General features: G+C 42.3%; 19 protein-coding genes. 11 read left to right on the top strand and 8 right to left on the bottom strand.

Going from position 1 to position 16,238, the window contains the following annotated elements:
• The first annotated feature begins 46 nt into the window (after positions 1-46).
• A complete protein-coding gene (locus PseudUWO311_RS02545) occupies positions 47-508 on the top strand; it encodes a hypothetical protein (protein WP_142653518.1) in 462 nt (153 codons plus the stop codon).
• Between the two features lie 44 nt (positions 509-552).
• Here PseudUWO311_RS02545 and PseudUWO311_RS02540 read toward each other — a convergent pair whose 3' ends face one another.
• Both PseudUWO311_RS02540 and PseudUWO311_RS02535 read right to left on the bottom strand, forming a co-directional pair.
• Positions 553-1,581, bottom strand: coding sequence for a DUF6709 family protein (locus tag PseudUWO311_RS02540; protein WP_142653517.1), 1,029 nt, complete (start codon positions 1,579-1,581; stop codon positions 553-555).
• Positions 1,582-1,853: 272 nt separating this feature from the next.
• The gene (locus PseudUWO311_RS02535) at positions 1,854-2,330 is read right to left on the bottom strand and encodes a nucleoside deaminase (protein WP_190303368.1); all 477 of its coding nucleotides are present in this window, start codon (positions 2,328-2,330) and stop codon (positions 1,854-1,856) included.
• A gap of 125 nt (positions 2,331-2,455) precedes the next feature.
• On the opposite strand from PseudUWO311_RS02535, the gene metG reads away from it, so the two are divergent.
• Both metG and PseudUWO311_RS02525 read left to right on the top strand, forming a co-directional pair.
• Positions 2,456-4,024 (top strand): methionine--tRNA ligase, encoded by a 1,569-nt coding sequence (gene metG / locus PseudUWO311_RS02530; RefSeq protein WP_142653516.1) that lies wholly within the window; start codon positions 2,456-2,458, stop codon positions 4,022-4,024.
• A 436-nt stretch (positions 4,025-4,460) separates the two neighbouring features.
• Positions 4,461-5,105 (top strand): NYN domain-containing protein, encoded by a 645-nt coding sequence (locus PseudUWO311_RS02525; RefSeq protein WP_142653515.1) that lies wholly within the window; start codon positions 4,461-4,463, stop codon positions 5,103-5,105.
• 119 nt (positions 5,106-5,224) lie between these two features.
• On the opposite strand, the gene PseudUWO311_RS23870 is transcribed toward PseudUWO311_RS02525, so the two are convergent.
• A complete protein-coding gene (locus PseudUWO311_RS23870) occupies positions 5,225-5,377 on the bottom strand; it encodes a hypothetical protein (RefSeq protein ID WP_190303367.1) in 153 nt (50 codons plus the stop codon).
• A 36-nt stretch (positions 5,378-5,413) separates the two neighbouring features.
• Between PseudUWO311_RS23870 and rpsM the strand changes: the two genes are divergently transcribed.
• From rpsM to rpsI, 7 genes are all read left to right on the top strand, one after another.
• Positions 5,414-5,797, top strand: coding sequence for a 30S ribosomal protein S13 (rpsM, locus tag PseudUWO311_RS02520; protein WP_009628987.1), 384 nt, complete (start codon positions 5,414-5,416; stop codon positions 5,795-5,797).
• A gap of 21 nt (positions 5,798-5,818) precedes the next feature.
• Positions 5,819-6,214, top strand: coding sequence for a 30S ribosomal protein S11 (gene rpsK / locus PseudUWO311_RS02515; protein ID WP_009628986.1), 396 nt, complete (start codon positions 5,819-5,821; stop codon positions 6,212-6,214).
• A 134-nt stretch (positions 6,215-6,348) separates the two neighbouring features.
• Positions 6,349-7,302: a DNA-directed RNA polymerase subunit alpha gene (locus PseudUWO311_RS02510; RefSeq protein ID WP_103669337.1), complete on the top strand. Its 954-nt coding sequence runs from the start codon at positions 6,349-6,351 to the stop codon at positions 7,300-7,302.
• A gap of 64 nt (positions 7,303-7,366) precedes the next feature.
• On the top strand, positions 7,367-7,801 hold the full coding sequence (rplQ, locus tag PseudUWO311_RS02505) for a 50S ribosomal protein L17 (RefSeq protein WP_103669336.1): 435 nt from the start codon (positions 7,367-7,369) through the stop codon (positions 7,799-7,801).
• A gap of 21 nt (positions 7,802-7,822) precedes the next feature.
• Positions 7,823-8,662 carry a tRNA pseudouridine(38-40) synthase TruA gene (truA, locus tag PseudUWO311_RS02500; RefSeq protein ID WP_142653514.1) on the top strand — a complete coding sequence of 280 codons (840 nt, stop codon included), beginning with the start codon at positions 7,823-7,825 and terminating at the stop codon, positions 8,660-8,662.
• Between the two features lie 105 nt (positions 8,663-8,767).
• A complete protein-coding gene (gene rplM / locus PseudUWO311_RS02495; RefSeq protein WP_142653513.1) occupies positions 8,768-9,235 on the top strand; it encodes a 50S ribosomal protein L13 in 468 nt (155 codons plus the stop codon).
• A 12-nt stretch (positions 9,236-9,247) separates the two neighbouring features.
• Positions 9,248-9,661 carry a 30S ribosomal protein S9 gene (rpsI, locus tag PseudUWO311_RS02490; RefSeq protein ID WP_103669333.1) on the top strand — a complete coding sequence of 138 codons (414 nt, stop codon included), beginning with the start codon at positions 9,248-9,250 and terminating at the stop codon, positions 9,659-9,661.
• Between the two features lie 89 nt (positions 9,662-9,750).
• On the opposite strand, the gene PseudUWO311_RS02485 is transcribed toward rpsI, so the two are convergent.
• Together PseudUWO311_RS02485 and PseudUWO311_RS02480 are read right to left on the bottom strand one after the other, a co-directional pair.
• Positions 9,751-10,284 (bottom strand): hypothetical protein, encoded by a 534-nt coding sequence (locus PseudUWO311_RS02485; RefSeq protein WP_142653512.1) that lies wholly within the window; start codon positions 10,282-10,284, stop codon positions 9,751-9,753.
• Between the two features lie 401 nt (positions 10,285-10,685).
• Positions 10,686-11,048: an Hpt domain-containing protein gene (locus PseudUWO311_RS02480; protein ID WP_142653511.1), complete on the bottom strand. Its 363-nt coding sequence runs from the start codon at positions 11,046-11,048 to the stop codon at positions 10,686-10,688.
• A 308-nt stretch (positions 11,049-11,356) separates the two neighbouring features.
• Here PseudUWO311_RS02480 and PseudUWO311_RS02475 point away from each other — a divergent pair, with 308 nt between their 5' ends.
• Positions 11,357-12,538: a TRC40/GET3/ArsA family transport-energizing ATPase gene (locus tag PseudUWO311_RS02475; protein WP_142653510.1), complete on the top strand. Its 1,182-nt coding sequence runs from the start codon at positions 11,357-11,359 to the stop codon at positions 12,536-12,538.
• A 41-nt stretch (positions 12,539-12,579) separates the two neighbouring features.
• On the opposite strand, the gene PseudUWO311_RS02470 is transcribed toward PseudUWO311_RS02475, so the two are convergent.
• From PseudUWO311_RS02470 to pstS, 3 genes are all read right to left on the bottom strand, one after another.
• The gene (locus PseudUWO311_RS02470; protein WP_142653509.1) at positions 12,580-13,788 is read right to left on the bottom strand and encodes an EcsC family protein; all 1,209 of its coding nucleotides are present in this window, start codon (positions 13,786-13,788) and stop codon (positions 12,580-12,582) included.
• 707 nt (positions 13,789-14,495) lie between these two features.
• On the bottom strand, positions 14,496-14,912 hold the full coding sequence (locus tag PseudUWO311_RS02465) for a cupin domain-containing protein (RefSeq protein ID WP_142653508.1): 417 nt from the start codon (positions 14,910-14,912) through the stop codon (positions 14,496-14,498).
• Positions 14,913-15,100: 188 nt separating this feature from the next.
• Positions 15,101-16,222 carry a phosphate ABC transporter substrate-binding protein PstS gene (gene pstS / locus PseudUWO311_RS02460; RefSeq protein ID WP_223807419.1) on the bottom strand — a complete coding sequence of 374 codons (1,122 nt, stop codon included), beginning with the start codon at positions 16,220-16,222 and terminating at the stop codon, positions 15,101-15,103.
• Between the last annotated feature and the right edge of the window lie 16 nt (positions 16,223-16,238).

Raw genomic sequence — 16,238 nt, 5'->3', positions numbered from 1 at the left:
TTTTTAGACACTAGAATAATCATCTTGGACTATCGGCAATTACCAAATGCAACTTCAAACGCAATTTCCCAAGCACTTGTCGGATCGTTTGCCAACTCGTTTCAATCGTCGTGCTGCCCTTGGAGCTACTGTCTTGACCATCGGACTTGTTCTCCATGGTTGTGGAGAAAGTAAAATTTCCCAATGTAACAAAGTTGTTACTATTGCCAACAAAACCACTGCTCTGGCAATTCCTAAGGATATTGCTGGCTTTGTGCCATTAGCCTCAAATATTGATCAAATTCGTACAGAAATTCAAGCGATCGCAGTTCAAGATGCAAAGCTTAAAGAATTGCAAACACAATTATCAGGAGTTTATGGGGATACGTCTCAAGCTTTAAAGGGTCAAGTCAAAGCATCCGAGGCTAAAGATCCCAATGCGATGAATAAAGCTAAGCAAGATTTGGAAAACGCATCAAAGAAGGAAAGTGAGATTGTCGATCAGATCAATATGCTGTGTAGCAAATAATCGCCACAAAAAAACCGCACAAAATGCGGTTTTTTTGTGGAATTTTAAACTTGTGCTTGCCAAGCTTGATCGACGGACTCGAGCATTTTTTGCCGTTCTCGCTTCCACAATTTTTTTAGGTCATCACTATAGCCCAATATTAAATAAGGAAAGCGAGCAAAAAGTTCTTTTAACAGCAACTCTACATCATTCTCATTTGGACAAGGACAGGCATACTCTTTGCCTTGGCGATCGTGCAATGCCACACTATAAAATTTGCCATACTTAGTAGAAGTCACCTTTTTGTAAGCCCAAACTAACTGGTCGATTTTAATTGCGTTCATGTCAACGTTCTTAAGCTGTAGTAGCCAAGAGCGAGTTAGTTGGTTATTCCCAATCGTAATCGTATTAATTCCTGAACTTGCCTCTGTATCTATTTCTTGGATCAGAGTTTGCCAATCACCCAGCTTTGCTAGACGCTTGCTAATTGGGTGATTGCCAAGATTCGATCGCCAGCGTATTGCGGATATGATTTTCCACAGGCTAAATAATGAGATCGGCACTCCAAATAGCAAGGCAAAATAACCAACAGCACGATAATCACCTGTATCCAGAATAAATGGCAGAAATGTTCCCTTGAGTGTAGAACTCTGAGATTCAATTGGATCGACAATTCTACTTTTAACTTCGCTGGAAATATCTGACAGACCACCAGTAACTTGAGTGCTGTTGGCACTGACTCCAGACTTCACCAAAAGAATGCGTTTGTTTAGTTTCAGCGTTTGATACTTAGCAGACACAGACTCACTAACAGTTTGACCAGTGCTACGACGCACTCTTTTGGTAATTTGTTGAACACCAGTATCATCGATTGCATTCCCCTTGACTGTAATAAACTGTTGCAAACTATCATCGAGGGATTTTATCTCCTCTAATTTTTTTACATCAACTGGAAAAGGTCCAAGAGCAAAGTTATACAAGTAGCGATACTGCCAACCTGCAATGCCTATCAAAGCTGCCATTAATATCCCATTAGATATTAATAAATTGCGGCTTTTTAGCAGCACTTGTTTGCCGATAATAGTATTGAACATGATTATTTTCTCTAACGTTTAGTTACAGCAAATTGAGGATTAACTAACTTCAAGATCTTTTATTCCAATGCAAAGCACCAAAACAATTAAGTCTTTTGTAATGGCTTTTATCTTGCTGACAACTTTAAAACTTATTGGTATTAAAGTTGGAGCTGAAATTAATTATTTTCGAGTGTAAGACAACTCGTAGAAAAACAAATCTGTGTTGCAAATTTTGAAACAGCTCCCATCATAAAACTGTGGGTTTGGGGCAAAGCCCCAAACCCACAGTTTTATGATTCGGTATAACGGCGAAGATTTTCAAACCAAGTAAGTAATAATTCCTGACATTCTCGTTCGCGAACACCCGCGATCACCTCCAATTTATGAAAGGAAACAGGACTATCGGGCAAATTTGCTACTGTGCGAATGGCTCCTGCCTTCGGTTCATCAGCACCATAGACCAAAGTATTGACCCGCGCTTGCAAAATTGCCCCCGCACACATCGGACAAGGCTCTAAAGTCACATATAATGTGCATCCGTTCAAATGCCAATCTTTCCATCCCCGCGCTGCCTCACGAATTGCCACAATTTCCGCATGGGCAGTAGGATCTTGATCGCGCTCTTTGCGATTTACGCCAGTCGCGATCGCCTCTCCCAGACTATTCACAATTACTGCCCCCACAGGTATTTCTCCCGCCGCCCCTGCATCTTTGGCGAGTGCGATCGCCCGATCCATCCAAATTTGATGTAATTCTAAATTTTTCATTGCACCCAGATTATCAAAACCCCACACTAACGGCCGCACTTTGTGCCGCCGATAATTTTTGGGTTTAATGTTACATTTGCTGCCATTCTTTTGCAAAATGGTATTAGTCCTGAATTGAGTCTTCTATGTCCCTAGAACCGATCGCTTTAACCACACCACTTTTTTACGTCAACGATCGCCCACATATTGGTAGTGCCTACCCCACAATCGCTGCCGACGCTTTTGCACGGTTCTATCGCCTCAAAGGACATCCTGTCATGTTTGTGACAGGTACTGATGAACATGGACAAAAGATTCAGCGCACTGCCGAAAAAAATAATTTATTACCTCAAGAGCATTGCGATCGCACCGTTGCCGAGTTTTATTCACTTTGGGAAAAGTTTAATATTCGCTTCGACAGCTTTACACGCACCACTGCACCCAAACATCAAGCGATCGTTAATGAATTTTTTCAACGAGTTTATGATGCAGGTGATATTTACTTAAATCAGCAAAAAGGTTGGTATTGCGTTGCTTGCGAAGAATTTAAAGAAGAGCGCGAACTCCCCGAAAGCCATCATTGTCCGATCCATACCAATGTAGTCTGCGAATGGCGTGATGAACCAAACTATTTCTTTCGTCTCTCCAAGTATCAAGACGCACTTGATCAATTTCAAGTAGATAACCCTGACTTTATTCAACCCGAGAGTCGCCGCAATGAAGTTCTTGGCTTTATGAAGCAAGGGTTACAGGATTTCTCAATTTCCCGTGTCAATCTTGATTGGGGATTCCCGATCCCCACCGATCCCACCCATACAATTTATGTTTGGTTCGATGCTTTGCTTGGTTATGTCACTGCTTTGCTCGATCCTGATGATGAGCCGACCCTCGAAAATGCCCTCAAATATTGGTATCCCTTCAATTTACATATTATTGGTAAGGACATCCTTCGGTTTCATGCAATTTACTGGCCAGCGATGCTCATGTCGGCAGGATTGCCTCTGCCAAAGCGAGTTTTTGGTCATGGTTTGCTGACAAAAGATGGACAAAAAATGGGGAAAACCTTGGGCAACACCATTGATCCCTACGATCTTGTTGAACGCTATGGTGCAGACCCAATTCGCTACTATTTCCTCAGAGAAATTGAGTTTGGCAAAGATGGCGACTTTAACGAAGAGAGGTTTATTGCGATCGTCAATGCTGATCTCGCTAATAGTCTTGGCAATTTACTCAATCGTAGTCTTGGTATGGCAAACAAATATTGTCAGCAAACTATACCTACCTATGATCCTAGTGTTCGCACTGAATTTTCCGACCTAATCCGACCCATTATCGACCAAGCTACATCTTTAGGCGATCGCGTAGCAATTGATTATCAAAATCTCAACTTTCGGGCAGCGTGCGAAAAAATTCTTGAGCTAATCTGGAATTGCAACAAATTAATTGATGAAACTACTCCTTGGAAACAGTTTAAAGCTGGCAAACAAAAAGAAGTTAATGAAACTTTATATACCCTTCTCGAGTCTGTACGGATTGCTGTTTATCTACTTTCGCCGATCACCCCTCACCTGAGTATTGCAGCTTATCAGCAATTGGGATTAAATTTTGATGAAGCTTCTCCACCTGATTGGAGTCATACAAATTGGGGAATACTACAAGCAAATCATCCCTTATCAAACCCAACACCGATCTTCCAACGTATTGAAACTACTTAGGTTTTATCCATTTTGCTTATTAATTTTCAATGATTAAATTTCGAATCTTTTGACTCTTAAAACCACTAAAGCCTACTCCTCTGAGTATATTTACTTATGGTGTATAATATTTGTTAAGTCATAGTGATAAATTGTTTATTATTATCGCTTTATTATAAAAAGTCGCTTTATATTTTTAAATTCACTTTATATTTATTGTAAATTCATTTTTTTTAATATCCTTGGGATAAGGCTAACTTTCTTATTTTAAAGATTACTTTTAACCTCCGTCGTTAGTCATAAATAAACTACGCGACAGTTTATTAAAAAGTTTTAAGAGGTTCTTCTGAATTAGGTAAACGAATTAGGTAAACACTTAGGACGGTTTTAAGTATCAATGCTAATACCAAAGCTTCATCCCACGGCACTAGATAATAAACGTTCTATAGGAAAAAACATGTTACCTTTTGAGCAAGATTCGGGCTTTAAAGCGGATCAGATTTTAGAAAATCGAGGGCGAGTTGCTATTTTCATTGATGGCTCCAACCTTTTCTATGCCGCTCTCCAACTGGGGATCGAAATCGATTATACCAAGTTGCTATTATGTCTTACCGATGGCTCGCGGTTATTACGAGCCTTCTTCTACACAGGTGTTGATCGCACTAATGAAAAGCAACAAGGGTTCCTGTTGTGGATGCGTCGTAATGGCTATCGAGTCATTTCTAAAGAACTTGTACAGCTACCTGATGGCTCCAAAAAAGCCAACCTTGATGTTGAAATTGCTGTGGATATGATGGCCCTAATCGGCTCCTATGACACGGCTGTACTGGTAAGCGGTGATGGGGATCTTGCCTACGCAGTTGACGCAGCAAGCTATCGAGGTGTTCGCGTTGAGGTTGTCAGTCTGAGATCAATGACCAGCGACCATTTGATTAACGTTGCCGATCGCTATGTTGATCTTGAAGCAATCAAAGAAGATATCATGAAAATATCGCGACCTCAATCGCCCAGCAATATGCCCAATGCCTCACCATCGATCGCTAATTACAACTATCGTCCGATCTCTGGAGTTGCATCCATAGACAGCGATCGGGACAACTAGCTGTCATCTATAATTCATCTTTGCAAATTACTAGCAATTTAGGAATAATCTTAATCAGTTCTAAAAAATATTGACAGAAGTTGCCATTGTCAATATATTATAGAGTTCGCTGTAAAATATTACGTCTTCGTAATTTGCTTCTGTCGATTGTAGCTAACCCACTGCATAGAACTAATGCTCTCGCGAAGATCGTGTTGTACAGCCATCCGCCCAAAAAGTTGCTGACGAGATTCCTGAAAAGGATGATCAGCAAGTGCTTTTAGGGCAAACATAACATTGAAAACTGACAACAAATTGGGAGACTTATAGTGGCTCGCATTGCAGGAGTAGACCTTCCGCGTGACAAGCGCATCGAAATAGGACTAACGTACATATACGGAATCGGTCTAACTAGCGCCAAAAAAATCTTAGCAGCTACCAAAATAAACCCTGATACACGGGTTAAAGAACTTACTGATCCTGAAGTAACAACTTTGCGTCAAGAGGTAGAATCCAACTTTCAAGTTGAAGGCGATCTGCGTCGTCTCGAAGGTTTAAGCATCAAACGCCTAGTAGACATCGGTTGCTACAGAGGTCGTAGACATCGTATGGGGCTTCCTGTCCGTGGACAACGTACTCGCACCAATGCGCGTACACGCCGTGGCGGTCGTCGTACTGTCGCAGGTAAGAAGAAGGCTCCAGGTAAGAAGTAAGTTAAGGATTAATACGAAACAATGGCTCGTCAAACAACTCGTAGAACTGGCGCACGTAAGAATAAGCGCAATGTCCCTAATGGAGTCGCTTACATCCAGTCTACTTTTAACAACACTATCGTCACGATCGCAGACACCGTAGGTGATGTCATCTCTTGGTCTTCGGCTGGTGCTAGCGGCTTTAAAGGCGCAAAGAAAGGCACTCCATTTGCAGCGCAAACTGCGGCTGAATCCGCTGCTAGAAGAGCAATGGAACAAGGAATGCGTCAAGTTGAAGTAATGGTTACAGGTCCTGGATCTGGCCGCGAAACCGCAGTGAGAGCTTTGCAAGCTGCTGGTCTAGAGATCACCCTCATTCGTGACATTACCCCAATCCCTCACAATGGCTGCCGTCCTCCAAAACGCAGACGTGTGTAATCAATTACGAATTAGAAATTACGAATTAAAACAATAAAACTGTAAAAAATTCGTAATTCGTAATTCGTAATTTTTCAATTCTCTAATTTCACCTTTGATTTTCGTTTACTCTTGCAGACTAAGTCGGTACAAATATGGCACAGTTTCAGGTTGAGTGCGTTGCATCCCACACAGAAAAAGACAATAGCCAGTACAGCCAATTTGTTCTGGAACCACTAGATCGGGGGCAAGGCATTACCATTGGAAATGCGCTCAGACGGGTATTGCTCTCCAATCTTGAGGGTGCGGCCGTCACTGCTGTTCGCATTGCTGGTGTCAACCATGAATTTGCGACGATTCCTGGCGTACGGGAAGACGTTTTGGATTTGATGCTCAACCTTAAGGAGCTAGTGCTGAAGTCTTATAGCTCAGCACCACAGATCATCCGTTTGGTAGAGCGCGGTCCAAAGCTAGTTACGGCTACCAGTTTTCATTCTTTGCCATCGGATATCGAGATTGTTAATCCTAACCAATACATCGCCACTCTTAGTGAAGGTGCAACATTGGAGATGGAACTTACGATTGAGCGTGGTAAAGGCTATCGTTCGGTAGATCGTTCTAAGGAAGACCATAGTTCTCCTATTGATACGCTCAAGATCGACGCTGTGTTTATGCCTGTGCGCAAGGTCAAATATGAGATTAAGGACGCTCGGATCGGTGATGCGATCAATAAAGAGAGTCTCTTAATTGATATTTGGACAAACGGCAGCATTACGCCTCAAGAAGCGCTTAGCCAAGCCGCTAGCGTATTAGTGAATTTGTTCTCACCCTTGCAAGAAATCACTCTTGCGCCCTCACTGCCTCAAGAACGTGATGAGCAAGATGAGACTAAGCAAATTCACATTGAAGAATTGCAACTGTCAGTCAGAGCATACAACTGCCTCAAACGAGCACAGATTAACACTGTTGCTGATTTGTTGGAATATACCCAAGACGATTTACTGGAAATCAAAAACTTTGGGCAAAAGTCGGCTGAGGAAGTTATGGATGCCCTCAAACAGCATCTTGGTTTAACCTTAACTGAGTCCAAGGCTTCTAAAATTCTGTAGAAAGGCTATCTTTTAAACTCTTTTACATAAAGAGTTTGGTTTCATATTCATCTAGTACACACCTATGCGTCACCGTTGTAAAACCCCCCAGCTTAACAAGGCTGCCGATCAGCGCAAAGCTCTCCTACGGGCTTTGACCACTGAGCTAATCCTCAGAGGCGAAATTAAGACAACCAGAGCTAAGGCTGATGCTGTTCGTTCCAATGTCGATCACATGATCACTTTGGCTAAAGACGGCTCTCTTCACGCTCGTCGTCAAGCGATCGCCTATTTATACGATATTTCGGTTAAAGATGGCGAACCAGTTAGCGATCGCCCTCAAACCAAGACCAAGCAAGAACAATTACCTGAAGAAGAGCGCGTAACTACCTTGGTTGACTTGTTGTTCACCCAAGCGAAAGATCGCTATGCTGAGCGCAATGGTGGCTATACACGTATTGTCCGCACGGTAAGCCGTCGCGGTGACAATGCTGAAATGGCAATCTTGCAACTCGTATAAAAGACCTGAAGAGGCTTGAAGATGTTCTCTGCTGACTCTGAGTCTCCCCGTCGAATTGCTTTAGTTATTCAATATCTAGGCACTCATTTTTACGGGTGGCAAAGACAGCCAAATCATCTCAGTGTGCAGCAAACGATTGAAGAAGCGATCGCTAAGATTTGCGGAAAAGCAACCGTTTTGCATAGTGCAGGTAGGACAGATACTGGCGTTCATGCTGCGGCTCAAGTAGCCCATTTTGATACGTCAAGTTTGATACCTCCTCATCGTTGGGCAAAGGTACTTAACAGTTATTTGCCCGAAGGCATCTTGATCTGTGGTTCTACGGAAGTGGCTGCTGACTGGCACGCAAGATTTTCGGCAACATGGCGACGTTATCGTTACACGATTTACACTGCTGCGATTCCGAATTTATTTGTCAAGCCGTTTAGCTGGCACTACTACCACGATCATCTTGATGAAAAGCTGATCCATCAAGCCTTACAGCCAATGTTAGGCGAACAGGATATGGCAGCATTTCAGAGGGCTGGTTCGAGTCGTCCTCATAGTCGTCTTGAGCTTCAAGAAGCTATATGTTGGCGAGATGGAAATTTTGTCCATGTGGAATTCCAAGCAAGCGGCTTTTTGTACGGCATGATTCGTTTGTTAGTAGGGCAATTAGTCGATGTTGGACGTTCTCGTCTAAGTATCGAAGCCTTTACGAGCATATGGAAAGAAAAACGTCGTCTTGAAGTCAAGTATGCCGCTCCACCGCAAGGACTATGCTTATTGGCGATCGGCTATGCTGATCATCCGTTTGCTGAGTTCGCATCGCGCAAGCAAACATTAGGCTTAAATGACAACCATGTAATTACATTGGTTTGAAGTTTAAAGGCTAATGTGCTGCAATCTTACAAGTTTGATAGAAATATTTCATGAAAATATTTCACAGATAAATCTCATAGATAAATCTCGTTTGTAGAGAAACTAATGACTACAACTACACTTACTCCCAATAAAAGCTACTTACCTAAAGATCCTGATCGCAAATGGTATGTCATTGATGCGGAAGGTCAACGCCTAGGAAGACTTGCTAGCGCGATCGCGATTATCTTGCGCGGCAAAAATAAGCCCATCTATACGCCCCACCTAGATACGGGTGATTTTGTCGTTGTCATCAACGCCGAAAAAATTGAGGTGACTGGGAAAAAGTCCACCCAAAAGTTATACAGAAGACATTCTGGTCGCCCAGGTGGGATGAAGGAAGAAACCTTTGATAAGGTAATCGCTCGCGTTCCTGAACGTATTCTTGAACATGCTATCAAGGGTATGCTGCCTAAGAATACTCTTGGTCGCCAGCTTTTCACCAAGCTCAAGGTCTACAAGGGTGCTAGCCATCCTCATGAGGCACAGCAGCCTGAAACCTTGGTAATCAATACCATTCCATCTCAGAAGTAGGAGAAATAACCGATGTCAGATACTGAACGTTCAAATCGTGCTGTGTACTGGGGAACTGGTCGTCGTAAAAAAGCGATCGCCCGTGTCCGTCTTGTTCCAGGCGAAGGCAAAGTCGTAATCAACGGTAAAGCAGGAGATTTGTACTTGCAATTTAACCCCACATATATTGCTGGCGTTAAAGCTCCTTTGGAAACTTTGGGCTTGGAAAATGAGTACGATGTTTTGGTCAATGCTCATGGTGGCGGTGTAACTGGTCAAGCTGACGCAATCCGCTTAGGTGTTGCTCGTGCATTGTGTGAACTTGCTCCCGAAAATCGTAAACCTCTCAAGGTTGAAGGCTACATGACTCGCGATCCCCGTTGTAAGGAACGTAAGAAGTATGGTCTTAAGAAAGCTCGTAAAGCTCCTCAATACTCGAAACGGTAATCGTTTACCTCAAATAAAAAGCCTCGCAATGCGAGGCTTTTTATTTATAAGGATATGAGATGCGGCGCTTCGCGCCGCATCTCATATCCTTATAGTTTTTCAATGCCGCGATCTAAAACTTCGTAATAAAGGGGCAAATATCCTGATTTAATGCCGCCATCTTCCTTTGCTTTGTCTAAATTACCGCGCAAAGTATGACTATTGTGTACGCTGTAAATTTCATAGCGATCGCCTATAAATACATAATCAGCAACATCGGTAAACTCTTCACCTTTGACTAGCTGCCAGAGATCATTGACATAAACAAAATGATAATCTGCTAGATCTGGACTTGAAGATGGACGCTCTACAGCCGCAGAGATTTCAGCAGTATAGTGGGGATTATTATTTGTTGGGGGGACAACTTTACTAGTGACGTTGCGATAGAAACAGCTTTCGTTGTAGCAAAACCTGAGTTTTGCCATTTTGTTTTTAATGTTTTCAAAGCGCTCAACAATCTGAGATGAGGAAGGTTCGGTTGCCGCTGATACTTTGAGTGCAAAAGCACTTGAGAAGGTTATGCCAAGGCAAATTAGGCAGACAAAAAAAATATTGGCAAGCGATCGCCATTGTTTACTGGACATAAAGCGCATTGTTATTAAAACTATATAGCAATCCTAATTCATTTGTAGTTTTCTGTGTTTGAGAGAGAGCTAACACCAATTTACAAAATTGTGGCGACGCTTTCGAGAATTAAAAACCAAACCCAGTAAGTGTTATAGCAAAACGCTTTGGCTACGATATTTGTCAAAACGTTTACAACCCTTATCACTGAAATCCGAAACACAAAGAATCTATTGAACGTGTTCAAACATAACAAGTTCAATAGATTTTTTGTGGTTTTAAAACCTAAAATATATACAGCATATACAGCTATAGCCTTTTGCATATTGGCAACTAAAAAATAATCACAGTAAAACAAAAGACGGGTGGCGGTGCTTTGCACCGCCACCCGTCTTTTGTTTTTTTTCTAAGATTTATATCTCTAAGATGATAGAGCTGCTGACTTTTTGGCTATGAATAGCTCAACTTCTTTCAATTTCAAAAACATTTCGTCAATAAGCTCTAATGCTTTTTTTGAATCTTGCGAGTGATTTAAGTCTTCAAGCTGTAGTGCCAAAGCCTGCACTTGAAAAGCACCAACATTGCTACTAGCACCTTTAAGGTGATGAGCCTCTCCCATGATTTGAGCCCATTTATTGCCAACGATCGCAGCTCTAATTTTGTTTAAACGTTGAGAAATATCTTCAACATAAACCTTTAGAACCTCAATCTCAAACTCTATATCTCCCTCAGATATCTGGTGAAGTTGCTCTAAGTTAATAGGTGATTCTGGTTGATGAGTCATATAGGTAAAAGCTTTACAGCTATTAACTAAGCTAATTTAAGTTTGCTTCAGGCTAAATTACCATGTATACAATCCAAAAAACCAATAAGTAGAAAAAGCATTTACATCAAAACTGATATTTATCCTAAGGTTAAACGCTGAAGCATTTCAAAAGCACTTCAGTCGATCGCGATATCGATGTTAGAATGAGAAACAATTGTAAAGATTTGCAAAGCAATCTATTTATTCAAAATTTATTAGGCTTTATAGAGCAAAGCGATGTTCAGCCTAGTCTCATCAAAATTTAAACAAGACGAGTCATATTGACCATGCGTATTATCTTAATGACAGGAAAAGGCGGAGTTGGTAAAACTTCTGTCGCCGCAGCCACAGGTTTGCGCTGTGCTGAATTGGGTTATAAAACTCTGGTTTTGAGTACCGATCCTGCTCACTCCCTTGCCGATAGCTTTATGGTCGAATTGGGGCATGATCCCAAGGAAGTTCGCCCAAATCTATGGGGGGCAGAGCTAGACGCATTACGTGAACTCGAAGGTAACTGGGGCGCAGTCAAGCGTTATATTAGTGAAGTTCTCCAAGCAAGGGGGCTGGAAGGAGTTCAGGCTGAAGAATTAGCAATCTTGCCAGGGATGGATGAGATTTTTGGTTTAGTACGTGTCAAACGTCACTATGACGAAAAGGAATACGACGTATTAGTAATTGACTCTGCACCCACAGGAACAGCTCTTCGACTCCTCTCACTACCTGAGGTTGCAGGTTGGTATATGCGGAAGTTTTATAAACCTTTGCAGGGGATTGCCCAAGTTCTCAGTCCTGTATTTCAGCCAATTTTTAAGCAGGTGACTGGCTTCTCTTTGCCGAATAAAGAAGTAATGGATGCGCCCTATGAGTTTTACGAAGAACTGGAAGCTTTAGAAAAAATCCTCACGGACAATACGACCACAACGGTCAGACTGGTGACTAATCCAGAGAAGATGGTGATCAATGAGTCCTTGAGAGCGCATTCCTATCTCAGTCTCTACAATGTAGCAACTGATATGGTGATTGCCAATCGCATCATTCCTGCGGAAGTTCAAGATCCTTTTTTCAAGACTTGGAAGGACAATCAGAAGCAGTATTGCGAACAAATTCATCGCGATTTCCATCCTCTGCCAATCAAGGAGATTCCTCTCTATGCTGAAGAGATGTGCGGAATTGCTGCCCTAGAAAGACTAAAAGAGACTCTATACGGGAATGAAGATCCATCTCAGGTCTATTACAAGGAAAATACGATGCGTGTAGTCCAAGAGAACAAGCAGTATCGTTTGGAATTGTATTTACCAGGAGTACCGAAAGAGAAGATTGAGCTATCCAAGACTGGTGATGAGCTGAATATTCGTATAGGTAATCATCGCCGTAATTTGGTGTTACCGCAGGCTCTATCGGTTCTTCAAACTGCTGGTGCTAAAATGGAAGATGACTATCTGAAAATCCGCTTTTCAACTCCTGTTTAATGTTATTTTAATTACCGAAAATGTAGTCACACTTTCGGTAATTAAAAAACCAATTTCTTCTCGATCATCCTGAGCAATTCTGATTCCTCAGGAGTGATGACACCGTCTAATATGGCGAATTTCTGACATTGGACAAACAAGGATAATGCAAACTCTGGTTTGATATCGCTTAATAAAATATCAAGAGGAATCGGTGAATCCATATGCTTTGCGATCGCATTGATAGATTCTGATTTGAGATTGGCTGACCTCAAATCAGTTAAAATATTTTCCTTACTTCTACCCTGATTTCCTGCCAAGATCACATGAACAAGAATTTGATCAATGATTTCTTCCTGTGGAATTGCACTTTTTAAGATTTCTTCGCTATCTTTTTGAATAGCTTCTAACTGCTCCTCAAAGTTGGCGGGGTTGAGCTTTGCTTCATAAAACGCGCAACTAGCTTGCCCCAATGTATAAAGAATGACCGCATTGGAACTTACGGCAATAACTGAGCCTGCAATCGGAATGTTCCTGAGCATTCCTAATCCTGCTTTGATCGCCATTTTGCCACCAAAAGCTAATCCAAATACTGCGACAATCTCACCTTTCCTTGTTGGATCTTTAAGATCCATTCCATAGGCACTGGCAATTTGATAAACCATCTCGGCTTGAAGTGAAGTTGTAGCAATAAGATCACCTGCGAAAAATACTGCCGCCGCACCAGGTATAATAGAAGTTGCAAATCCAGTTGCACCAGCAAATACTGCCTTTTGTTTGATGATTTTTTGGGAGATTTGATTGGGAGAATCGTTAGGATGTTTTTGTTGTAGTCGCTTGACCTCAGCTTCTGCATTGTTAACATCAACTTGATCTAGTATTTGCAGCAGCCAATCAGCCTTAAAGGTTTGAGCAATTTTCTTCATCAAAAGACTGTTACTGATCTCGTTGATTGCATATCCTGTTCCACTGGTTGCTGTTGAAATGCCACCAACTACTGCGCCGCCAACTGTTTTAGTCAACGCACCAACTGCGTCGCCAACTGCTCCTGCTGCATTACCGATGGAACCTCCTGCAACAACAATGGAGCCACTAACAGCTCCTGCAGCGCCACCGACTGCGTTCCCAACTGCTCCTGCAGCGCCAGAAACCGCGCTAAATGCTTTGCCCCATCTTCCTTTCTTCTGATCTGCTTCAGATGGAATAATTGAAGATTCAATCTTAGGGACTTCATCACTAGGTTCAGATTGCTCAATAGGATCGTTTGTCATAGTCAGTAACTTTTTACAATTTTGCTTGAATTCTTAGGGCTAAGTATATTAAAGGATAATGAGATCGCCTAAACAGGTGCAAGTAATTTCGCGACTTGGTTAATGATAGTGATAGGCGATCGATCGCCTATCAAATTCTTAATCTTTAAGATCGCCAATAATTTCTCGAAATTCATCAACGATGTAGAGCGTTTTGTAGTGCATACAAATTGCTAAGTCAGGTTTACTGAGATCAAACAGAAAAATGCTAATAATCACGTTAGCATCAAAAAACTATCGCACTTTACTCACTGAACAAATTATTTGAAATTTCTGGGATTAACTATCTAGCTTGGACTTTACGACTGATATCACTCAGCACAACCTGAAAAGCGATCGCCTATTTCCATCAAGTTCTCTCAGTCTTAAGCTAAGAAGTGCATCAAGCTTATGAGATCGCCAATATAGCCAACTCATAATTTTTTGCTGATATGTCCAATAACTTCCCGAAACTCAACAATGAAACAAATCATTTTTGAGTGCAGATTCTTGGTTGAAAACCGATAACTCTGACGGGTTTTTCGGTTTGTTATAACGATTGAAATCACCCGCTGTCACTGACTTTGAAAGACATGGGCAGTTTAGCATACGGTCGAGTGCAGTGATTTGTCATGCATTACTTGAATGCGATCCTTGCGTATTGAAAGACTTGTTATGCCCACACTGCACTAAATGGCTTTATTTTGGGTGTCTTGCCCTGGTGTAATAAACAGTAACTTTACGTAATCTTGGGTTTTAGCTGTGTGCCAAACACCTTTTGGAACGATTACATATTGCCCCAGATATGACAAAATTACTCTAACTTCATCCCCTTCAATTTTTAAGAGAAAAGTAGTAGTTCCAGATAAAAGCACAACTATTTCGTCACCATACGGATGAACTTCCCAGCTTGTCCAATCTGACGTAAATTCATGACACGATATGAGTTCATGACCTGCAAATCCATTATATTTTGCATTAAGTCGCTCGTAGAGACCTGAATTAAAATGCTCGGTATTCGCTTTCTTGTCTGGACTCAATACAACAAAGTCACTTATTATTGACAGCGGTGATTTCATTTCAATGCTCTCATATTTGGTTTGCATAACTATAAATTATCTTACAAATGGCAGTATAAATACTTATATACAGGTAATATCATACGACTTGTCAGATAATGCAACCAATGAGTGTAATAACTATACGCTTGAAGGATAATGCGCCTGAACAGAGTTTTATCTAGCAAAATGCAGTATAAAATCCCTGAACCTGTGCTGAAAACTTATCTGATCGCTTACTTCTTTCCGCTACCGATTTTATCTAAAGCCGCGATCGCTTTTTTGACGATCGCTTCTGGAAGTGGAACGTAACCTAATTCCAAGCCCATCGCTTGCCCCTGCGTCAAGCCCCATCTCAGCACATCCTTTAGAGCCTGAGCCTGTTTCGGATCGTCGTATTGCTGATAGGCTAACACCCAACTGTAGGTGACGATGGGATAGGCATCCGCAGCATCAGGATCGGCATTGGAGCCGCGCAAATCTTCTGATAGTTTGATTGTGGCGATCGCCTTTGCAGTTGCATCTTCAGTCGGTAGCGCGAACTGTCCCGATTTATTTTCTAGGGCAGCCGTGGCAAGTTTTAACTGCTTAGCAAACGCATATTCCACATAGCCGATGACACCTTCCCCTTGCTGGACTTGAGCGCTAATACCCGCATTGTCCTTGATGCCAGTGCCAGTCTTCCATGACACATTCAGCCCCGTTCCCACCTCGCTCTTCCATTCGGGACTAGTGGCACTCAGGTGGGCGGTAAATGCTGCGGTCGTACCGCTTCCATCGGAGCGATGGATTACCGTAATTGGGAGGTCGGGAAGGGTAACATTGGGATTAAGAGAAGCGATCGCGGGATCGTTCCATTTCTTAATCTTCCCTAAAAAGATCTCAGGCAGAACTTTTCGCGACAGTTTCAGTCCCGACTGCACTCCTGCAATGTTGTAAACCACGGCAACGCTTCCCGCCGCCGTGGGAATCATCGCTGCGCCGCGAGTAACTTGAGCCAATTCCTGATCGGTTAGCGCCAGTTCACTAGCGCCAAAATCCACTGTTCCCGATAGAAATTGCTGAATTCCTGCGGCACTGCCGACGGGCTGATAGCTGATTTGGATATTAGGATTTTGTTTGTTGTAATCTTTAAACCACCGCAGATAGAGGAAAGATGGGAAGGTCGCACCCGCGCCATAGAGGGAAATTTGAGCAGAATCGACAGTGGCGCTAGGTTTTGCAGGGGTTGCGCCTTCGGTCGCCTGTGGTGCTTTGGGATCGGGGGGATTGCCTTGACAGGCTTTCAGCGCGATCGCAAGGGGAACGGCGGACATCAACAAAAACTTACGGCGGGATGCGACAGATTTCAACGACACAAATAACCTCATTATG

The sequence above is a fragment of the Pseudanabaena sp. UWO311 genome, from assembly GCF_006937785.1.
Lineage (GTDB): Bacteria > Cyanobacteriota > Cyanobacteriia > Pseudanabaenales > Pseudanabaenaceae > Pseudanabaena.
This window is presented reverse-complemented; position numbering and strand designations above follow the sequence as displayed.